Below are 19601 nucleotides of genomic sequence, written 5' to 3'. Positions count from 1 at the left end.
CCGTTCTGGCGGTGATGTCAGCGAGGAGGATCGGTGAGCCGCATCGGACTGCTGCTGCCTGCCGGACGCAACCGGGAACTCATCGAGGCGGCCCTCACCCATCACGACCTGGACGTCGAGATCGTGTCGGCCGCCGCGATCGCCGACGCCCCGGTCGATGTCCTGCTCGCGGAGCCCCGGGCGCTGGACGCGGCTCTGCGGCCCGGCGCCGGACCGTTGCCCGCCGACGACGGTTCCGCCGGTCAACCGGCCATCATGGTGCTCACCCGGGCCTGCGACCGGCCCGCTCTCCCGGCGCGGGTACTGGAGGCGGCGGACGAGATCGTCACCGTTCCGGTGCCCCAGCAGGAGCTGCTCGACCGCATCACCAGCCTGGCGGGCAGACATCGGCAGGTGGACGACGAACGCCGCCTGATGCGGGAGCACGTCGCGCACATCAGTCACGAACTGCGCACCCCGCTGCAGTCGGTGCTGGCCTATGCCGAACTGCTGCAGGACGAGGGTCTCGAGCCGGAGCAGGGCGAGCTGCTGGACCGCCTCATCAACGGCGGCAACCGGATGCTCGACCTGGTCAATGAGCTTCTCGACAAGAGCCGCGCGGAAGCCGGTCATGTGCCCGACCGGACCACCGTCATCGACCTGGCCGAAACGGTCCGGGGCGCCATCGTGACCGTCTGCCCGCTGGCCGAGCAACGTCACCTCGGCGTCGCGCTGCGGGCCGTCACCGACGCGCCGGCGTGGGTGCGGGCCGACCCGGTCCATGTCCACCGGATCCTGGTCAATCTGCTGTCCAACGCGGTCAAATACAATCGTGACCACGGCGCGATCGAGGTCGTCGTGCGCGCCGGACCGGCGCACATCGAGCTCGATGTGCGCGATACCGGGCCGGGCATCGCCGCCGACGAGCTGGAGCAGATCTTCGAGCCCTTCCAGCGCCTCCCCGGTTCGACCGCCACCGGCACCGGTCTGGGGCTGCACTACGCGCGCCTGCTCGCCCAGCGCATGCAGGGGGACATCGCCGTCTCGTCGCGTCCCGGGCACGGAAGCACCTTCACCCTCACGCTGCCCCGCGCCATGGCCGACGGCGATGCTCAGCCGGCCGGTCCTGGCGATCTCCGGTCCGGCTAGCCGGCATTGCCGCCGGCGGGCAGGTCGCGGGGCAGCTCCACGCGCATCGTGGTGCCGGGGCGGGCGCCGGACGGACCGGCCGTGATGGTGCCGTGGTGGCGGTCGGCGATCAGCCTCGCGACGGCCAGTCCCAGACCGGTGCCGGGAATGGCCAGTTCGGTGGCGACGGCTCCCCGATAGAAGCGGTCGAAGACGTGGGGGCGCTCGTGGTCCGGAATACCGAGGCCGGTGTCGGTCACCTCGATCGTGGCGGTCGTCTCGGTACCGGAGACGGTCACGCTGACCGTGCCGCCGCGCGGGGTGTAGATGATCGCGTTGTCCAGCAGCGCGGTGACCAGCTGGGTGAGCCGGCGTGGGTCGCCTCGCATGGGCAGGCGGGCCGGCGTGGTCTGGGTGAGCGCGATGTTCTTGTCCTGCGCGTGTTCCTCGGCGGCGCAGGTGGCCCCGGAGACGACGGTGACCAGGTCGATGTCGGCGACACGCAGCTTGGCTTGGCCGGCATCCAGGGCGGAGAGGTCCAGCAGCGCGTCGACCAGCCGGCGTAGCCGTTCGCTGCCGCGCCGAGCCGCCTCGACCATGGGGAGCAGGTCGGCGGCCGGGGCGTCCGGTTCGGCGTCGCCCATCAATTCCAGGTACGAGACGATGATCGTGAGCGGAGTGCGCAGCTCGTGCCCGACGAGATTGAGGTATTCGTCCTTCGCGCGGCTGAGCATGTCCTGGAGGTGTTCGGCCTGGCGCGCCTCGGTGATGTCGTGGAAGACGGCCACCGCGCCGAGCCGGCTGCCGCGGTGGTCGGTGATCGGGTGGGCGTTGACGCGCATCAGACGCCGGCCGTCGGGGGTGTGCAGGGCGAATTCGGTGCCGCGGATGTCGGTGCCGTGCAGGGCCCGCCGTAGTGGCATGTGAGAGCGGTCGACCGGTTTGCCGTCGGGTGTGGTGATCGGCAGCCAGGAGGCCCAGGTGTCCAGGTCGGTGATCTCCGCCGGCATGGCGAGGCGTTCGCGCAGGGAGCGGTTGACCAGGACGAGGCGGCCGTCGGCGGCGCACGCGACCACGCCGGTGTCCAGGCTGTCCAGCATCGTGTCCAGGTAGCGACGCTGCTGGTGTTCGGCCTCCCGGGCGCGTTGTTCGGCGACGAAGGCGGTGCAGGCCTGGGCGCCGTTGTCGACAGCGGCCAATTCGTCGGGCTGCCAGTGCCGGGGCCGGTAGTCCATGACGGCACAGACGCCGACGATCGCACCGGCCGGATCGCGTACCGGGAATCCGGCGTACGCGCGGATGCCCACGGCCCGCGCCGGCGCGTCGGCCGGCACCCGGTCGTCGGCCTCCACGTCGCTGATCACCAGCGGGAAGCCGGTCCGCAGCAGCAGTCCGGCCAGGGTCGAGGTCATCGGCACCCGCTGCATCGGCTCGAAGCCCGGCGGCAGGTTGTGGCCACCGATCAGCCGCATGTTGCGACCCTCGGCGAGGTGGATCATCGCGCCGGCCGCCCGTGCCCCGCCCTCGGTCAGCGCGGCGAGCCGGTCCGCGGCCGTGCGCGACATGCCGCCCGGCGTCATCTCCATGGTTGGCGCCGGGGTCCCCGCCGGGACCGGTTCGTCGATCAGGACGCCGTGCTCGGGTGCGGGACGGAAGTCCATCCTGTCAGTGTCGTCTCGGCGGCCACCCCGCGTGCCCGGAACGCGGCAGGTGGCCGACCGGGAGAGTAGCCCGTCGCCCGGTGGGTAGTCGGAAAGGTGGCGCACGGCAATCGGGGGAGTGCATGGCGACGATCGTCCTGGCTGACGACGAGCGTGACATTCTCGCTGTCACGCAGCGGTTGCTGACCCGTGCCGGACACGAGGTGGTCGTGGCCGCCGACGGGGCCGCCGCGTGGGAGGCGATCCAGCGGGTTCGTCCCGATATCGTGGTCAGCGACATCGACATGCCCATCATGTCCGGCACCGACCTCTGTGCCCGGATCAGAGAGCACGCCGAGACCCGCGGACTGCCGGTGATCTTCATCAGCGGCAGCTTGATGCCCGGTGACACCGAGGCGGTCGCGCAGGCCACCGCGGTTCTTCGTAAGCCCTTCCTCGCTCGTGAGCTGACCTCGTGCGTGGAGAAGGTCCTGCAGGCCGGCCACGTCGAGGGCCAGGAACCGACGATCTGCCCCTGAGCGTCGCGAGGCCGCCGCCCGCGGCGTGGAGGTCACTGAGGCGGCCCGGTGGGTCTGCGCGTCGCGATCGCGGGGGATTTGGCGCCCGCACCACCAGGGCTGGACCACCGGCGAGAACGTGCCGGTAATTAGGACCGGAACTGTCCTGACCGCTCCCTAGCGTGGCGGCATGACCGACAGCCACCCGGCCCTCCGCCCGTTCCGTATCGACATCCCGCAGTCCCAGCTCGACGACCTGTCGGCCCGTCTGGCCGCCACCCGGTGGCCGGACGAGCTGCCCGGGGTCGGCTGGAGCCGCGGCGTCCCGGTCGGATACCTGCGGGAGGTCGCCGACTACTGGCGCACCGGTTTCGACTGGCGGGCCCAGGAGACGGCGCTCAACCGGTACCCGCAGCACCTGACCACCATCGACGGGCAGAACCTGCACTTCCTGCACGTGCCGTCGCCCGAGCCGGGCGCCACGCCGCTGCTCCTGCTGCACGGCTGGCCCGGCTCGGTGGTCGACTACCTCGACGTCATCGGGCCGCTGACCGACCCCCGCGGCCACGGCGGCGATCCGGCCGGCGCCTTCCACCTGGTGATCCCGTCGCTGCCGGGCTTCGGGTTCTCCACCCCGCTGGCCGGGCCGGGGATGACCGCGGACCGGATGGCCGGGATCTTCGCGACGCTGATGGCCCGGCTCGGATACGACCGCTACGGCGTCCACGGCTACGACTGGGGCGGGTGGATCGCCCCGAAGGTGGGCCGGCGCGACCCGCAGCGGGTCCGCGGTGTCCACGTCACCGCGATGGTCACCCTGCCGGCCGGAGCCGACGGCGAGTTCGACAGCCTCGGCGAGGCCGACCATCGACGCTGGCAGCGCATGCAGAACGGCAACGACGGCTACCTGCGGTGCAACAGCAAACGTCCGCAGACCGTCGGGTACGCCCTGACCGACTCCCCGGCCGGTCAGCTCGCCTGGATCGTGGAGAAGTTCAAGGAGGAGACCTATCCGGAGGAGGCGCTGCCGGAGGCGGGCATCGACCGGGACCGCATCCTCACCGACGTGTCGATCTACTGGCTGACCGGGACCGCCGTCTCCGCGGCCCAGGTCTACTACGAGGAGTTCTCCGTCCTCTCACCCGGCGGGGAGCGGGGCACCGTGCCGACCGGCGTCCTGGTGTCCCGCCACGACAACGCGATCCGGCCGTGGGCCGAGCGGGACCACCACATCGTGCACTGGACCGAGCTGGACACGGCCGGGCACTTCCTCGCCATGGAGGCGCCCGAGCTGCTGGTCGCCGACCTCCGGACGTTCTTCGATAGGCTTCCCGATGTCGCATAGCCCGACCTGGGGGAAACGTTGAGTTCAGTGGTCAACCACATCACCGTCGACACTCTCGGTGACCCGTACTACCTGGCGCAGTTCTGGAGCGCCGTCACCGGCAACCCGGTGAGCGACGACGACCAGCCGGGCGACCCGGAGGCCTCGGTGATCCCGCCGGCCGGCACCGGTCCCCGGATGCTCTTCGTCCAGGTGCCCGACACCAAGACGGTGAAGAACCGGGTGCACGTGGACCTCAAGCCCACCGACCGCACCCGCGACGAGGAGGTCACCCGCCTGCTCGAGCTCGGCGCCACCCTGGTGGGCGACCACCGGCGGACCGACGGCACCGGCTGGGTCACGCTCGCCGACCCGGAGGGCAACGAGTTCTGCGTCGAGCGCTCCGACGCCGAGCGCAACGCCTGACGATCGGGGGCTTCGCCAGGCACGGCGAAGCGAGCGAACGGTACAGGGAAACGGTGCTCGCCGCGTTCCGCAACGATCGCGGCGAGCACTCCTGACCGTCAAACCCGGGCCGGGCAGGCGAGCAGCCGCAGCGCCGCGGTGACAGTTTCCGCCATCGCGGTCCGCGCCGGGATCAGATAACGCCGCGGGTCGATCAGCTCCGGCCGGTCGTCCAGGGTGGCCCGCACGGCGCCGGTGAACGCGGTGTTCAGCGCCGTCCCTATGTTGACCTTCACCATGCCGCCGTGCACCGCGGCGGTCAGCTCGTCGTCCGGCACACCTGATGAGCCGTGCAGCACCAGCGGCACCGGCACCGCCCGCCGCAACCGCACGATCAGCTCCTGGTCCAGCCGCGCCGTCCGGTCCAGCATGGCGTGCGACGAGCCGACCGCCACCGCCAGCGCGTCGATCCCGGTCGCCGCCACGAAGGCGGCGGCCTCCGCCGGGTCGGTCCGGACCCCCGGCGCGTGCGCGCCGTCCTTGCCGCCGACCTCGCCCAGCTCGCTCTCCACCCACAGGCCCGCCGCGTGACAGGCCGCTGCGGCGCTCGCGGTCGCTGCCACATTTTCCCGGTACGGCCGGTGCGACGCGTCGACCATCACCGAGCCGAACCCGTTCGGCGCGGCCTGCTCCAGCAGCTCCGCCGAGACGACGTGATCGAGGTGCAGGGCGACCGGCACGCCGGCGGACATCGCCACGGCCCGCGCGGCGGCGGCGATCGGGGCGAGCCGCCCGTGGTGGAAACGCACCGCGTTCTCGCTGATCTGCAGGATCACCGGGCAGCCGGCGTCCTCGGCCCCGGTCACGATCGCCTCGGCGTGCTCCACGGTGATCACGTTGAAGGCGCAGACCGCGCCACCACGCTCCCGGGCGGTGGCGACAAGGTCTCCGGTCGGCGTCAGCACGTGATCCCTCCGAGGGTGCGAAAGTCCTGATGGATGTCATGGTCGAAAGCCGGGACCGCGCGGGGTCCCGGGCCCGGAGCGCCCCTCGCGGCAGTTCGGCTGGCTCTCATGGGTGCCTCGAGCCCCTCGAGGCACCCATGAGAGCCAGCCGAGGACAGGGAGCCGCGTGACGGCCGGAGCCGGCACGGCCTCGCGTCAGCGGCGCAGGGCGCCCAGATTCCAACTGATCGAACGCGCACTGTCAAGCGCAGATTCTGCACGTTTGACGGTTCGGGGCTGCTCAGGTGAGCATCTGGCAGAAATTCCGGGAGGCGGTGTCGGATCGGGGCGGCGCGGTTCGTAGCAGGGATGAAGCCGCCCGCGAGGGGCGGCGCCGAGCGAGGCGGGAACCAGGATCATGAAGCTGACCACCATCACCCAGATCACCGTCGACGGCGTGGTGCAGGGCAACGGCGGCGCGTCGGAGGAGGACCGCGCGAACGGTTTCCTGCGCGGCGGCTGGGCGCTGGGCCGGGGCGACGCCGACACCACCGGGTTCCTCAACGAGACCTACCGGCGCGCCGACGCCTTCCTGTTCGGCCGCCGCACCTACGAGCTGTTCGCCGGATCCTGGGGATCGATGCCGGTCGAGAGCTTCCCGGGCTGGGAGCGGGTCTGGCGGGCGCTGAACACCCGGCCGAAGTACCTGGCGACGACCACCCTGACCGACCCGGCGTGGCCGGACACCACGGTGCTGACCGGCGACCTGGCCGGCGCGGTCGCCGACCTCAAGGCCAAACCGGGCGGCGAGCTGCAGGTGCACGGCAGCGGCACGCTCGTCCGCCGGCTGCTGGAGCACGACCTGGTCGACGAGATGATCCTGCTGACCGTCCCGGTCGTGCTCGGCCAGGGCACCCGCCTCTTCCCGGCGACCGGCCCCGACATCCAGCTCGACCTGGTCGAGTCGCGCACCGACAGCAAGGGTGTGACGACCCAGGTCTACCGCCCGTCCGGCCGCCCGCGGTACCCGGTGCGCTGAGTCAGGCGCCGGCGACGATCACCTCGGTGCCGGCCCGGCGGATGGCTTCGACGCCGGCCGGGTCGGCGGTGGTGTCGGTGACCAGGGTGGCGACGCCGGTGATCGGGCAGATGCCGGCCAGGCACACCTTGCCGACCTTGGAGCCGTCGGCGACCACGATCACCCGGTCGGCTCGGCGGATCATGGTGGCGTTGGTGTTCGCCTCGATCTCGTCGTGGGTGGTCAGGCCGCCGCGGGCGCTGATCCCGTCCACGCCGACCACGGCGACCTCCATGTTCAGCCCCTGCAGCGCCTGGTCGGCGATCGGGCCGACCAGCTCGTAGGACTGGGTCCGGGACACCCCGCCGGTCATCACCAGTTTCAGCCGGGGGCGCAGGGCCAGCTCGGCGGCGATGTTCAGCGCGTTGGTCACCACGGTCAGGTCGACCCGCTCGGCGAGCAGCCGGGACAGCAGGTGCGTGGTGGTGCCGCCGGTCAGGCCGAGGGTGAGCGGGCCCTTGGGCAGCAGCTCCGCGGTGGCCTTGGCGATCAGCGCCTTCTCCTCGCGCTGCTGGCCGATCCGGTAGCGGACCGGCAGCTCGTAGGCCGCGTCGACGGCGACCGCCCCGCCGTGGGTCCGGGACAGCAGCCGCTGGTCCTCCAGGGTCTGCAGGTCGCGGCGGATGGTGGCGGGGGAGACGGCGAACTCCTCGGCGAGCTGGCCGGCGTCGACCGTGCCGGCGCCGGTGAGCCGTTCGAGAATGGCCGAGACGCGGTCGGCGCGACGCAGAGACATGGGACCTTCCCGGAACTGGTGATCAAACGCGCAGTCAATATAGTCCGTTTCCGCGCGCCGATGCCGCCTCCGAGTCGGCCGAAACGCTCAGTCACAGATGTTCATTTCCTGAGCGAGTCTTGTGAAGCGCGCACAAACGAGCATAATCGCCAGGCATGAACAGCACGCTCACCGAGGTATTCAGCCAACCCGTGACCTGGCGGCAGACCGGGACGCTCGCCGAGGCCGCGAACCGCGAGCTGGCCGCACCCGGCGAGCGGATGCTCGTGCTCGGCTGCGGCACCTCGTGGTTCGTCGCGCAGAGCATCGCCGAGCTGCGGGAGGGCGCCGGGCTGGGGGAGACCGACGCGGTCTGCGCCTCCGAGTACGTGCCGCGCCGCCGCTACGACCGGGTCGTCGCGATCACCCGCTCCGGGACGTCGACCGAGGTCCTGGACGCGCTGCGCCGCATTCCGGCGGGGACCCGGCGGATCGCGGTGACCGCCGTGCGGGGCGAGCCGGTGGACGACCTGACCGACGCGCGGCTGCTGCTCGATTTCGCGGACGAGCGGAGCGTGGTGCAGACCCGGTTCCCGACCTCGGTGCTCGCGATGGTGCGGAGGGCGTACGGGAAAAGTCTTGACGGGGTGATCGCGGACGGTGCGGCGGCCCTGGCCGCAAGCCTGCCCGCGGACCCGGAGGCGGTCGACCACCTGGTGTTTCTCGGCACCGGCTGGACCGTGGGGCTGGCTCATGAGGCGGCGCTGAAGGTTCGCGAGGCGGCGCAGGCCCACGCCGAGTCCTACCCGGCGATGGACTTCCGGCACGGGCCGGTGGCGGTGGCCGGCGCGCGCAGTCTCGTGTGGTCGCTCGGCGACGTGCCGCCGTCCCTGGACGAGACGGCCCGGGCGGCGGGCGCGATCGTCCACCGGGACGACCTGGATCCGCTGGCCCAGTTGGTCCTGGCGCAGCGGTTCGCCGTCGCCCTGGCCGAGCACCGTGGCCTCGACCCGGACCGCCCCCGGCTGCTCACCAGGTCCGTGCTGCTCGCCTGAAGGCGGGTCACCAGAGCTGGAGTTGTCCGGGGATGTCATCGGTGATGCGTTCCGGAAGCTGCCACAGCCGCGCGACGCCGCCCGGAGCCCGGGTGACCCAGCGGCCCTGGCCGTCGGTCGCGGCGAAGGTCTCGGGTGTCATGGTGCCGCCGTAGTCGACATCGGCCTGCCAGCGCAGACTGCGGGTGGAGAGCAGCAGGTGATCCTGGAAGGCGGTGGCGAACCCGTCGGTGTTGACGGCCACCAGGACCAGGTCGTCGTTGACCAGCGCGGGATCGTCCGCGAGGCGGTAGTCGCCGGCGTTGTGGTAGCCGGCGATCTCGGCGGGATCACAGGCGACGACCACCGCGCCGGTGGACAGGTCACGGATCGCGAGCTCCGGCACGTCCGCGTGCGGGGTTGCCAGGTAGCGGTCGCCGCTGGAGGTGAAGCCGTTGAGGAAGGCACCCGGCACGTCCCGCCCGTGGATCCGGCCGTCCGACATCCAGGCCAGATGGCTCAGCGGAGTGTCCTGCCCCATCGCGACGTGCAGTCCGAGCCGCCGGCCGTCGGGATGCGGGAAGAAGTAGGCCACGCCCACCTCGGAGGCCAGCCGGATGCGGTCCAGTTCGGCACCCGTCGCGGCGGCGTAGGTGACCAACTCGTCGCCGGCCGGCAGATAGACCCACAGATTTCCCTGGGAGTCGAGATGACAGTTCGGCCGGCAGGGCAGGCCCGCACGGGGAATCGAGTGCTCGCGCCGCCACAGCGGCCGGCCGAGCCGGTCGCAGACGACGAGTTCGTCGAGGGTCACGGCGGCCAGGTGGTGCTCGCTGACACTCGCTTCGAACTGGTGCGCCGCGACCGGGATGGGTACCTGCGTGACGACGCGCAGGCCGGCGTCCAGGACGGACACCGACCGTGCGGCCCGGTGGGTGGCCAGCCATCCGATCCCCGCGACGTGGATGATCCCGCTCGTCGGTGGCAGAGCGACTTCGGCGATCATCGCGGGGCGCACCGGCGCAGGATAGCGCCGGTGCGCGTCATCGGATCCTCCCGGCTCCGACCGTGCGGCCGAGGCCGAGATGGGGGCCGGGGCCGGGAACCAGGTCGCTCAGCGGTCGAGCGGCGCCGGTGACACCGGGATCGCGGGGCGCTTGCGGCTGCCGAAGGTGGCGATCAGGAAGTCGACGGCCAGGAACGCCAGCAGCGGGATGCCGAACAGCGGCAGGAACCAGCCGACCGCGAAGATCGCGGGCAGGCCGACGGCGACGGACCAGGCGGGCAGGCCGGTCCAGTTGCCACGGGCCGGCGCGGCGCCGACCGGAGCGCGACGGTCGGCGCGGGTGGGGCGGCGCTGCCACCACATCCGGTAGCCCCAGATGATCACGCAGATCAGCCCGGACGCGAGGGCGGCCAGCACGATCTGGTTGGCCAGGCCGAACAGCTGGCCCATGTGCGCGTAGATGCCCCACTGGGTCAGCTTGGCGAGCAGCGGCCAGTCGGCGAAGTCGACGCGTTCGACGATGTGGCCGGTCGAGTCCATGGCGACGCTGTCCCGGCCGACCGGCCAGAGGCTGTCGTTACCGGTGACGCTCCACGCGGTGTTCGCGTCGGCCGGGACGGCGATCGAGACCGCGCCGGTCAGGCCGGCGTCGCGGGCGCTCTGGTAGACGGTGGTGATCGCGGCCGGGTCCACCGGTGCGGCCTCCGTGGCGCCGCCGGTGGTCATGCCGCCGTGGTGCCCGCCGCCGGCCGCCGAGGCGGCGCCGGTCAGGTCGGTGGAGACGGCCGGGCGGCTGGCGCCGAGCGAGTCGATGACGTCGTCGAAGTTCGCACCGGCGTGGTTGGACCAGGTCAGGCCGGTCACCGACAGGAAGAGCAGGCCGACGGTGAGCCACATGCCGGTGGCGGCGTGCCAGCCGCGGGTGCGACGCACGCCCTTCTTCGCGGACAGGTCCGGGGCGAGCAGGCGGCGGGCCTGGCGGTTGCCCGCCAGCCGCCGCCACCAGAGGAACACCCCGCCGAGCGCGATCACCCCGAGCCAGCTGGCCGCCAGCTCGGAGTAGAGCGCGCCGGTCTCGCCGAGGTGCAGGTTCGCGTGCAGGTTGTCCAGCCACTCGTTGAGCGGGGTGGCGGTCCACCAGGTGGTCAGCTGCCCGGTGACCTCGCCGGTGTACGGGTCGACGTAGACCGTGTGCTGGTGGTCGGCGTCCAACGCGGGGTCGCTGAAATCGACCTGGGTGGTCGCGTCGCCGGCCCCCGGTCGTACCGTGAGAAGGTCTCCGGAAGGGTGCGCGGCCCGGGCCGCGGCAACCTGATCAGCCAGCGGCAACGCCGCGGATCCGGGGTTGTCGACCGTGAGCTCGGTGCTGTAGACGGCCTTCTCGAGCTGCGGGGTGACCGCGAACAGGATCCCGGTCGCGGCGGCGACCAGCAGGAACGGCGCGACCAGGAGTCCTGCGTAGAAGTGCAGCCGCAGCAGCAGGCCGCCGAACGCGGACTGCTGTCGCGGCGCGCGAGCCGGCGTGGGCGGGGCGGCAACCGGCTCGGTGATGTCGGGGGTGATGGCCATCGGCTGTCCTCGTCGAGGTGTCGGCGGCGCGCGAAGGTCGCGCCGGCATCCGGGAGTTGCAGTCGACGCACCGGCGTCCCGAGGCGTCGCAGCGGTAGTCGCCCGGGACGGCCGTCTGGTTCCCGGCGTCTCGATGGTGAAGCGAAACAGGCCGGCGCTACGAACTCTCCGGGCCGGCGAGCAGATCGGTGGCCGGGGGAGTGTGCTGCTCGGCGTCCGACCGGGCCGGAGCGGGGTTGCGGTACTCCACCAGCAGCACGGTGGCGTCGTCCTGCAGGCTGTCGTTCTGGTGGGCGAGGATGGCGTGCACCAGCCGCCGGGTGGTCTCCGGCGGGGCGAGCTGGTCGGCGGCGGCCTTGACGGCGAAATCGACCAGGCGGTCGAGGCCGAACGCCTCACCGTCGGCGGAGCGCGCCTCGATGATCCCGTCGGTGTAGAGCAGCAGCCGGTCCCCGGGCTCCAGCTCCTCCTCCACCACGATCGGCGGCCGCCGGTTGCCCAGCGTCATCGGCAGCGCCGTGGGGGACGGCAGGATCTTGACGACCTTGCCGTCGCGCAGCACGATGCCGCCGGGGTGACCGGCCGAGATGATCCGCAGCACGCCGGTGCGCTGATCGAGCTCGGCCAGCACCGCGGTGATCATCCCGGGCCGGTCGTAGGCGCGGACCGAGGCGTCGATGTGGTGGTAGGTGGCGACCAGGTCGAGCCCGGAGCGGCGGGCGTTGCGGTAACCGGCCAGGGCCAGCGAGGCCAGGATGACCGCGCGCATGCCGGCCGCCGAGCCGTGCCCGACCGCGTCGAACAGGGCCAGGTGCGCGGTGTCGCCGTTCACCGCGTAGTCGAAGGCGTCGCCGCCGACGTCGTAGCACGGCTCCAGCACGCCGCTGATCATCAGGTGCCCGGTGGAGAAGGTCAGCGGCGGCAGCTGCGCGCGCAGCATCTCCGCGGCCAGCTGCATCGGTGCCCGCCGGCGGCTCCGTTCGATCGTGTCGCTGTAGAGGTTCCGGGTGACCACCAGCTCGCCGAGCAGCGAGGCCACCGAGACGCACCGGTCGATCATGGCGTCGTCCAGCGGGCCGTCCGACACGACCTCGAGGACGCCCAGCCGCTCGGCGCCGTCCAGCAGCGGCAGCCACAGCCGGGCATCCCCCTCGTCGCCCCCGCGGTACGGGCTGACCTGGGTGAATGCCCGGCCGGGCAGGGTGCCGTCCACCGCGATCGTCTCCCGCGGTGGCGCCGAGTCGCCCAGCAGCGGGGTCAGGTGGTGCTGCTGGTGGTCGACCAGGTAGATGACGATGGCGGAGACGCCCAGCAGGCCGGCGGCGCGCATCGCCATCCCCGGGAGGTCCTCGGGCCGGGCATGGTGCGACTCGCGAAGCAGCAGCCGCAGCGGATCGATCACATGACTTTCTACCACTTTCCGGCGGCGCTATCCCTGACCGCGGTGGGTGAGCCAGCCGGCCATGGCGCGGACGCCGATCCCGATGGCGCGCTCGTCCGGGTCGAAGGCGCCGAAGTGCGGGTAGCCGGTCTTGATGTCCGAGCGCGGGCGGCGGACCCCGAGATAGGTGTAGGTGCCGGGCATCCGGTTCAGGAAGAGGGCGAAGTCCTCGCCGCTGAACGGGACGGCGGCGTACGTCGGCAGGGTCCTGCTGTCCCCGACCGTGTGCCGCAGATACCGGTGGAGCGCCTGCCCCTCGCGCGGCGGGCAGACCATCGCCGGGAACGGCTCGGCCGGGAAGGTGACCGCGTCCGCGCCGTACCAGGCAGCCAGCCGCCGGATCGCGTCCCGCACCTCGGCGTGCCGGTCCTGCGGCCAGCACCGGTAGGCGAACCGCACCCCGGTCCCGGCCGGCTGGGCCTGCATGAAGACGAACCGGGACAGCGGCGTGCCCGGCCGCTCCAGCTCGCCGACCAGGTGTTCCAGGTCGGCGGAGGTGACCGGGCGGGCGACCGTGCCGAGCGCGGCGATGTCCCCGGCCAGCGCGGCCGCCTTCGCCGCGGCGTCCGGCCCGGTCAGCGTGACGGTGCCCCGGTCCTGCCCGGGCAGGCCGAACCCGGCCGTGGTGGCGAACGTCCCCACCGGGAACGGCCCGCAGTGCAGAGCATGGATCTCCGCCGGGCGGACCTCGTCGAACACGCCGTCGCCGAGCATCGCGCGGGCCCCGGCGAGCGACTCCTCTCCGGGCTGGAAGACGAAGACGATCCGGCCGGCGAGCCGGCGGCGCTGCCGGGCCAGGGTCCGCGCGATGCCCACCCCGATGGTGGTGTGCAGGTCGTGCCCGCACAGGTGGGCGGTGGTGGTGCCGCCCTCGATCTGCTCCTGCGGCGACACGGCGTCCATGTCGGCGCGGTAGGCGACGGTCCGTCCCCGGCGCGCGCCGGTGAGCACACCGACCACGCCGTGCCCGCCGACGCCGGTGGTGACGTCCAGCCCGGCCGCGCGCAACTGCTGCGCGACCAGGGCGGACGTGCGGACCTCCTGACCGGCGAGCTCCGGGTGGCGGTGGATGTCGCGGCGCAGCCCGATCAGATCCTGATCGACCGAGCGCGGCACGGCGTGCCCGATCCCGGCCGGTCCCAGCAGGACTCCAGCGGCGGCGCCACCGGCCCCGCCCAGAACCACGCGCCGGCTGATGGTGCGATCTCCCCGATTCAACATGGGCACAAGGATGTCGGTCGCGACCGGGGCGGCGCAGTGACGGTACATCCCGAATAAAGAGGGATGCTGTCCTCACTTGCGCTCAGAAGAAACCACAGGTAGGTGCCGCGCCGCTGGGCGCCGGCGCACCCTCCGCGCCGGTCGGCGCGTAGATCTCCAGCCGGATACCGTCCGGGTCGGTGAAGAAGATCCCGCCGGACGTGGCACCCTCGGCGTGCGGCACCACGCCGTCGTAGGCGAACCGCGCCGACAGCTCGCGCAGCACGCCCTCCGCCGCCCGCACCTCGTCGATCGAGTCGACCTGGAAGGACAGGTGGTGCAGCCCCGGCGTCGCGGTGCCGAACTCGCCCTTGCTCTGCTCCCACAGGGTCACGACCAGCTTGCCGTCGCGGCCGAGGAAGGCGAACGACTCCTCGCCGCGGATCACCTCGAAGCCGAACACACGGCGGTAGAAGTCGACGGACCTGGAGAGATCGGTGACGTTGAGGCCGAGGTGGCCGGTCTGCATCATCGCGGATGAACCTCCGTGCTGGTGGGTGGGTTGAATCGGGACGGTTCCGGTGCGCTCCACCGCAGTGGACTGCCGCCGGTGACCTCGACGACGTCGGTGACGGTGAAGTCGACGAGGCGTTGCGCGCCGGGCACCCGGGCGGCCCGGTCCGGCGAGTAGTCGACCGCCGCGGTGCCGGACAGGTGCAGCAGGCCGCCGGTCGACCAGTCCGGGAAGAGCAGGCCGGCGGCCGGGTTGAGCTCCAGGTTGCCCAGGGTCAGGAACATCGCGTTGCCGAGATAGTCCGGCCAGCTGAGCCGGGTCGGCGACGTCACCCGGACGAAACCGGGCCGGCCGCCGCGGTGCGAGGTGTCGGCGGCGCCGTCGTCGGCGGCGGTGCTGACGAAGAAGGTGTCCGCCGCTTCCACCACCGCCCGCTGCCGGTCGGTCAGCGCGGCGCCGCGGGCCACCAGCCGGGCCGGACCGGCGGCGACCGCTTCCGGGCTGCGCTTCTGGATGTACTTCGGGCAGTTCGCGATGACCTGCTCGATCTCGATCGCCAACCCTTGACGGTACGGCCGGCTGCGCCCGTTGATCCGCATCCGGCGCCGGGTCGCCGGCTCGATCGCGATCATGCCGAGCCGGGCCGGTCCGGCCAGCGCCTCGGCCAGCGGATCCGGCGCCTCGGGCCGGTTCCGGACGACGACCAGGTCGGCCCGCGGCGCGGACAGGAAGCCCGGCTCGCCGGTGAGCATCGTGGACCAGATCCGCCCGGCCCGGTCGGCCGCGCCCAGGAAGACCGCCGGCTGCTCGGCCAGGAACTCCGCCGCGACCGCCGGCACCGCGTCCCGGATGCCGCGCACCGCGTTGCCCGCCGGCCCGTCGAGACCCACCCGCTTCTGTACGGCGTGCTCGCCGCGATGATAGGTCGCAGCAGTACTCATGAACGCCTCCGAACGCCGCGCTAACCTTCAAAACGAGGTTAGGTGGTTAGTCGGCGGCGTGCAACCGGCTAACCGTGTTTAGGGAGTTAGAGATGCAGGGTGATCCCCGGCCGTTGATCGGCGAGCCGCTCGCCCTCGACCTGGTCAACACGCGGTGGATCGACGCGGGTGGCCGCCAGGACCTGCTCACCGATGTGGCCGGGCTCACCATCTGGCTGACCGGCGCCGGGCTGGCCGACCGCTGCGCCGCCGACGAGGCCGCCCTGGCCGCGGTGCGCACCGCCCGGGACGCGCTGCTCGACCTGGTCGCCGGGGACGGTGACGCCTCGGCCGCCAACGAGGTGCTGGCCCGCGGGCGGATCCGCCGGCGGCTGGCCGGCGGCGTGCCGGTCGACGACCTGGAGACGGATGACCCGGCCTGGCGACCGGCGTGGCTGGCCGTCGACAACTACCTCGAGCTGCTGCGCGAGAACCCGCACCGGATCCGCGCCTGCGCCAACGACCAGTGCATCCTGCACTTCTACGACACCACGAAGAACGGGGCGCGCCGCTGGTGCTCGATGACCGGTTGCGGCAACCGGGCCAAGGCAGCGCGTCACTACGGCCGCAGCCGCCAGTCCTGACGGCCGGCTGAAGCGATCTGTGAGCCGCGCCATCGCGCGTCCGCTTGATACCCATGGGGGGTATGGGTATAGGCTGATGGCAGAAGCCCGAGACAGGAGAGACGAGATGGCGACCCAGACCTACACCGTGACCGGCATGACCTGCTCGCACTGCGTGACCTCGGTCAGCACCGAGATCGGGCAGCTGCCCGGCGTGAGCGCCGTCCAGGTCGACCTGCCCTCCGGCGCGGTCACCGTCACCAGCGACCAGCCCCTCGACCAGGCCGCGGTCGCCGCGGCCGTCGACGAGGCCGGCTACGAGCTGGCGAGGTAGGAGATGAACACCGTTGCGAAGCTGGGCGGCTTCGGGATCGGGCTGGCGGCCGTCTTCACGGCCGCCCTCGGCCTCGGCCGCACGGTCGGCCACACCCCGGCCGCCGCCCCGGCCCCGACCCACGGCGGCCACGCCGCCGCTGCCACCGCGGCCGGGCCGGCCACCGCCCTGCCGGCCGGGCTGCAGATCAGCCAGGACGGTTACCGGCTCACCCCGCTCACCGCCACCCTCGCCACCGGCGCGCCGCGCGAGTTCCGGTTCCAGATCACCGGGCCGGACAGCAAGCCGGTCACCGGCTACACCACCAGCCACGACAAGGACCTGCACCTGATCGTGGTCCGCCGCGACCTGGCCGGCTTCCAGCACGTGCACCCGCGGCTGGCCGCCGACGGCACCTGGTCCATCCCCCTCGCGGTGCCGGCCCCGGGGCAGTACCGGGTGTTCGCCGACTTCCAGCCCGTCGGGCACGACGGGCTCACCCTCGGCGCCGATGTGCCGGCCCCGGGCGATTACCGGCCGGTCCCGCTGCCCGCGGCCGCCCGCACCGCCACCGTCGACGGTTACACCGTGACGCTGGGCGGCGAGCTCACCCCCGGGGCCTCGTCCCGGCTGACCCTGTCGGTCAGCAAGGACGGCCGCCCGGTCACCGACCTGCAGCCCTACCTCGGCGCCTACGGGCACCTGGTCGCGCTGCGCGACGGCGACCTGGCCTACCTGCACGTCCACCCGGACGGCGAGCCGGGCGACGGCCGCACCCAGGCCGGGCCCGAGGTGGTCTTCCACGCCGAGGTCCCGTCAACCGGTGCCTACCGGCTCTACCTGGACTTCCAGCATGATGGGAAGGTGCGCACGGCCGAGTTCACCGCGGTGGCCGGCGCGCCGATCAGCACGCCACCGGCGGCCGCGACCGCCACCCCGACCCCGTCCGGGCACGGCTCCGACGGTCACACCCACGAATAGGAGGACACCGATGACCCTCAAGGTGGCCCCGAACCAGATCGAACTGTCGATCGGTGGGATGACCTGCGCCTCCTGCGCCGCCCGCATCGAGAAGAAGCTGAACCGCCTCGACGGCGTCACCGCCACCGTCAACTACGCCACCGAGAAGGCGTCGATCAGCTACGCGGACTCGGTCAGCACCGACGACCTGATCGCCACGGTGGAGAAGACCGGCTACACCGCCGCGCTGCCGCCGCCGCCCGCGACCGGCGGCACCGACCCGGCCGAGGCGGCGCAGCCCGTCGACGAGCTGCGCGATGCCCGTACCCGACTTTGGGTCTCGGTGGTCCTGAGCGTCCCGGTGGTGCTGCTGGCGATGGTGCCGGCCTGGCAATTCGACTACTGGCAATGGCTGTCGCTGACCCTGGCCGCGCCGGTCGTCGTCTACGGCGGGCTGCCCTTCCACCGGGCGGCCTGGACCAACCTGCGGCACGGCGCCGCCACCATGGACACGCTCGTCTCGCTCGGCACCCTGGCCGCCTTCGGCTGGTCGGTCTGGGCGTTGTTCTTCGGTACGGCCGGCACGCCCGGGATGACGCATCCGTTCGAGTTCGCGATCGGCCGCGGCGACGGCACCGGCGCCATCTACCTGGAGGCGGCCGCCGGGGTGACCACGTTCATCCTGGCCGGGCGCTACTTCGAGGCCCGCTCCAAGCGCCGGGCCGGCGCCGCCCTGCGTGCCCTTCTCGAACTCGGCGCCAAGGACGTCACCGTGCTGCGCGACGGCGCCGAGCGCCGGATCCCGATCGCCGAGCTGGCGGTGGGGGACCGGTTCCTGGCCCGGCCGGGCGAGAAGATCGCCACCGACGGCGTCGTCGAGGACGGCGTGTCGGCGGTCGACGCCAGCATGCTCACCGGCGAGTCGGTGCCGGTCGAGGTCAAACCCGGCGACACCGTGGTCGGCGCGACCGTCAACGCCGGCGGCCGGCTGATCGTGCGGGCCACCCGGATCGGCGCCGACACCCAGCTGGCCCAGATGGCGACACTGGTCGAGCAGGCGCAGACCGGCAAGGCGCCGGTGCAGCGGCTCGCCGACCGGATCTCCGGGATCTTCGTGCCGATCGTCATCGCCCTGGCCGCGGCGACGCTCGGCTGGTGGGTCGGCACCGGCTCCGGCTGGACCGCCGCGTTCACCGCCGCGGTGGCCGTGCTGATCATCGCCTGCCCGTGCGCGCTCGGCCTGGCCACCCCGACCGCCCTGCTGGTCGGCACCGGCCGCGGCGCCCAGCTCGGCATCCTGATCAAAGGCCCGCAGGTGCTCGAGTCGACCCGCGCCGTCGACACGGTGGTGCTGGACAAGACCGGCACCGTCACCACCGGCCGGATGACCCTGGTCGAGGTGCACCCGGCCGACGGGCAGGACCGCGACGAGCTGCTGCGCCTGGCCGGCGCGGTCGAGGCCGCCTCTGAGCACCCGATCGCCCAGGCCGTCGCCCGGGCCGCCGCCGAGCAGGCCCCGCTGCTGCCGGTCACCGGCTTCGCCAACCTGGAAGGGCTCGGCGTCACCGGCACCGTGGACGGCCGCGAGGTGCTGATCGGCCGGCCCCGGCTGCTGCGCGAGCGCGGCTACCCGGTGCCGTCCGATACGGAGCAGGCCGGCCTCACCTCGGTGACGGTCGGCTGGGACGGGCAGGTCCGCGGCGTCCTCACCGTCGCCGACGTGGTGAAACCGACCAGCCGGGCGGCGATCGCCGCACTGCGCGACCTCGGGCTCACCCCGGTGCTGCTGACCGGCGACAACGAGACGGTCGCCCGGGCGGTCGCCGCCGAGGTCGGCATCGACGAGGTGATCGCCGAGGTGCTGCCGGCCGGCAAGGTGGACGTGGTCAAGCAGCTGCAGGACCGCGGCAAGGTGGTGGCGATGGTCGGCGACGGCGTCAACGACGCGGCCGCGCTCGCCCAGGCCGACCTGGGCCTGGCCATGGGCACCGGCACCGACGTGGCGATCGAGGCGTCCGACCTGACCCTGGTCCGCGGCGACCTGACCGCCGCGGTGGACGCGATCCGGCTGTCCCGGCGCACCCTGCGGATCATCAAGAGCAACCTGTTCTGGGCGTTCGCCTACAACGTGGCCGCCCTGCCGCTCGCCGCGGCCGGGCTGCTCAACCCGATGATCGCCGGGGCGGCGATGGCGTTCTCCTCGGTCTTCGTGGTCGCCAACAGCCTGCGGCTGCGCCGCTTCACCAGCCTCAGCTGAGATCCGGACGCGCCGCTAGCTGAGGCTGCGATC

At 72.5% G+C, this 19601-nt stretch carries 19 protein-coding genes; 10 read left to right on the top strand and 9 right to left on the bottom strand.

Annotated elements, in window-relative coordinates; all coding sequences use genetic code 11:
• Window positions 1-33 precede the first annotated feature (33 nt).
• Window positions 34-1128: a sensor histidine kinase gene (locus BJY16_RS32820; protein ID WP_185043436.1), complete on the top strand. Its 1095-nt coding sequence runs from the start codon at window positions 34-36 to the stop codon at window positions 1126-1128.
• Here the strand turns inward: BJY16_RS32820 and BJY16_RS32815 are convergent.
• A complete protein-coding gene (locus BJY16_RS32815; RefSeq protein ID WP_239177823.1) occupies window positions 1125-2768 on the bottom strand; it encodes a sensor histidine kinase in 1644 nt (547 codons plus the stop codon). The genes BJY16_RS32820 and BJY16_RS32815 overlap by 4 nt on opposite strands.
• A 122-nt stretch (window positions 2769-2890) precedes the next feature.
• On the opposite strand from BJY16_RS32815, the gene BJY16_RS32810 reads away from it, so the two are divergent.
• From BJY16_RS32810 to BJY16_RS32800, 3 genes are all read left to right on the top strand, one after another.
• Window positions 2891-3286 carry a response regulator gene (locus tag BJY16_RS32810; protein ID WP_185043435.1) on the top strand — a complete coding sequence of 132 codons (396 nt, stop codon included), beginning with the start codon at window positions 2891-2893 and terminating at the stop codon, window positions 3284-3286.
• A gap of 169 nt (window positions 3287-3455) precedes the next feature.
• Window positions 3456-4610 carry an epoxide hydrolase family protein gene (locus BJY16_RS32805; RefSeq protein ID WP_185043434.1) on the top strand — a complete coding sequence of 385 codons (1155 nt, stop codon included), beginning with the start codon at window positions 3456-3458 and terminating at the stop codon, window positions 4608-4610.
• An 18-nt stretch (window positions 4611-4628) separates the two neighbouring features.
• Complete coding sequence (locus tag BJY16_RS32800) at window positions 4629-5015, top strand: VOC family protein (RefSeq protein ID WP_185043433.1); 387 nt, start codon at window positions 4629-4631, stop codon at window positions 5013-5015.
• Window positions 5016-5113: 98 nt separating this feature from the next.
• Here BJY16_RS32800 and BJY16_RS32795 read toward each other — a convergent pair whose 3' ends face one another.
• The gene (locus tag BJY16_RS32795; RefSeq protein ID WP_185043432.1) at window positions 5114-5959 is read right to left on the bottom strand and encodes a class II fructose-bisphosphate aldolase; all 846 of its coding nucleotides are present in this window, start codon (window positions 5957-5959) and stop codon (window positions 5114-5116) included.
• A 397-nt stretch (window positions 5960-6356) separates the two neighbouring features.
• Here BJY16_RS32795 and BJY16_RS32790 point away from each other — a divergent pair, with 397 nt between their 5' ends.
• A complete protein-coding gene (locus tag BJY16_RS32790; protein WP_185043431.1) occupies window positions 6357-6977 on the top strand; it encodes a dihydrofolate reductase family protein in 621 nt (206 codons plus the stop codon).
• Window position 6978: 1 nt separating this feature from the next.
• Here BJY16_RS32790 and BJY16_RS32785 read toward each other — a convergent pair whose 3' ends face one another.
• Window positions 6979-7752, bottom strand: coding sequence for a DeoR/GlpR family DNA-binding transcription regulator (locus BJY16_RS32785; RefSeq protein ID WP_185043430.1), 774 nt, complete (start codon window positions 7750-7752; stop codon window positions 6979-6981).
• A 155-nt stretch (window positions 7753-7907) separates the two neighbouring features.
• Between BJY16_RS32785 and BJY16_RS32780 the strand changes: the two genes are divergently transcribed.
• Window positions 7908-8786, top strand: a complete 879-nt coding sequence (locus BJY16_RS32780; protein WP_185043429.1) for an SIS domain-containing protein — start codon at window positions 7908-7910, stop codon at window positions 8784-8786.
• A 7-nt stretch (window positions 8787-8793) separates the two neighbouring features.
• Here the strand turns inward: BJY16_RS32780 and BJY16_RS32775 are convergent, their stop codons facing one another.
• The 6 genes from BJY16_RS32775 to BJY16_RS32750 form a co-directional block, all read right to left on the bottom strand.
• The gene (locus BJY16_RS32775) at window positions 8794-9783 is read right to left on the bottom strand and encodes a hypothetical protein (protein ID WP_185043428.1); all 990 of its coding nucleotides are present in this window, start codon (window positions 9781-9783) and stop codon (window positions 8794-8796) included.
• A gap of 96 nt (window positions 9784-9879) precedes the next feature.
• Window positions 9880-11340, bottom strand: a complete 1461-nt coding sequence (locus BJY16_RS32770; protein WP_185043427.1) for a PepSY-associated TM helix domain-containing protein — start codon at window positions 11338-11340, stop codon at window positions 9880-9882.
• A gap of 157 nt (window positions 11341-11497) precedes the next feature.
• A complete protein-coding gene (locus BJY16_RS32765; RefSeq protein WP_239177825.1) occupies window positions 11498-12742 on the bottom strand; it encodes a PP2C family protein-serine/threonine phosphatase in 1245 nt (414 codons plus the stop codon).
• A 27-nt stretch (window positions 12743-12769) separates the two neighbouring features.
• On the bottom strand, window positions 12770-14002 hold the full coding sequence (locus BJY16_RS32760) for a M20 metallopeptidase family protein (RefSeq protein WP_185043426.1): 1233 nt from the start codon (window positions 14000-14002) through the stop codon (window positions 12770-12772).
• Window positions 14003-14084: 82 nt separating this feature from the next.
• Window positions 14085-14513 carry a VOC family protein gene (locus BJY16_RS32755; protein WP_185043425.1) on the bottom strand — a complete coding sequence of 143 codons (429 nt, stop codon included), beginning with the start codon at window positions 14511-14513 and terminating at the stop codon, window positions 14085-14087.
• Window positions 14510-15436, bottom strand: coding sequence for a pyridoxamine 5'-phosphate oxidase family protein (locus tag BJY16_RS32750; RefSeq protein ID WP_185043424.1), 927 nt, complete (start codon window positions 15434-15436; stop codon window positions 14510-14512). Before BJY16_RS32750 ends, BJY16_RS32755 begins: the two co-directional genes overlap by 4 nt.
• A gap of 92 nt (window positions 15437-15528) precedes the next feature.
• Here BJY16_RS32750 and BJY16_RS32745 point away from each other — a divergent pair, with 92 nt between their 5' ends.
• From BJY16_RS32745 to BJY16_RS32730, 4 genes are all read left to right on the top strand, one after another.
• Window positions 15529-16059 (top strand): CGNR zinc finger domain-containing protein, encoded by a 531-nt coding sequence (locus BJY16_RS32745; RefSeq protein WP_185043423.1) that lies wholly within the window; start codon window positions 15529-15531, stop codon window positions 16057-16059.
• A gap of 106 nt (window positions 16060-16165) precedes the next feature.
• On the top strand, window positions 16166-16372 hold the full coding sequence (locus tag BJY16_RS32740) for a heavy-metal-associated domain-containing protein (RefSeq protein WP_185043422.1): 207 nt from the start codon (window positions 16166-16168) through the stop codon (window positions 16370-16372).
• A 3-nt stretch (window positions 16373-16375) separates the two neighbouring features.
• On the top strand, window positions 16376-17332 hold the full coding sequence (locus tag BJY16_RS32735) for a DUF8832 domain-containing protein (RefSeq protein ID WP_185043421.1): 957 nt from the start codon (window positions 16376-16378) through the stop codon (window positions 17330-17332).
• A gap of 10 nt (window positions 17333-17342) precedes the next feature.
• A complete protein-coding gene (locus BJY16_RS32730) occupies window positions 17343-19568 on the top strand; it encodes a heavy metal translocating P-type ATPase (RefSeq protein ID WP_185043420.1) in 2226 nt (741 codons plus the stop codon).
• Window positions 19569-19601: the final 33 nt, after the last annotated feature.

The organism is Actinoplanes octamycinicus (genome assembly GCF_014205225.1).
Taxonomy (GTDB): domain Bacteria; phylum Actinomycetota; class Actinomycetes; order Mycobacteriales; family Micromonosporaceae; genus Actinoplanes; species Actinoplanes octamycinicus.
Note: the sequence above shows the minus strand (reverse complement) of the source record. Positions and strands in the feature narration are given on the sequence as shown.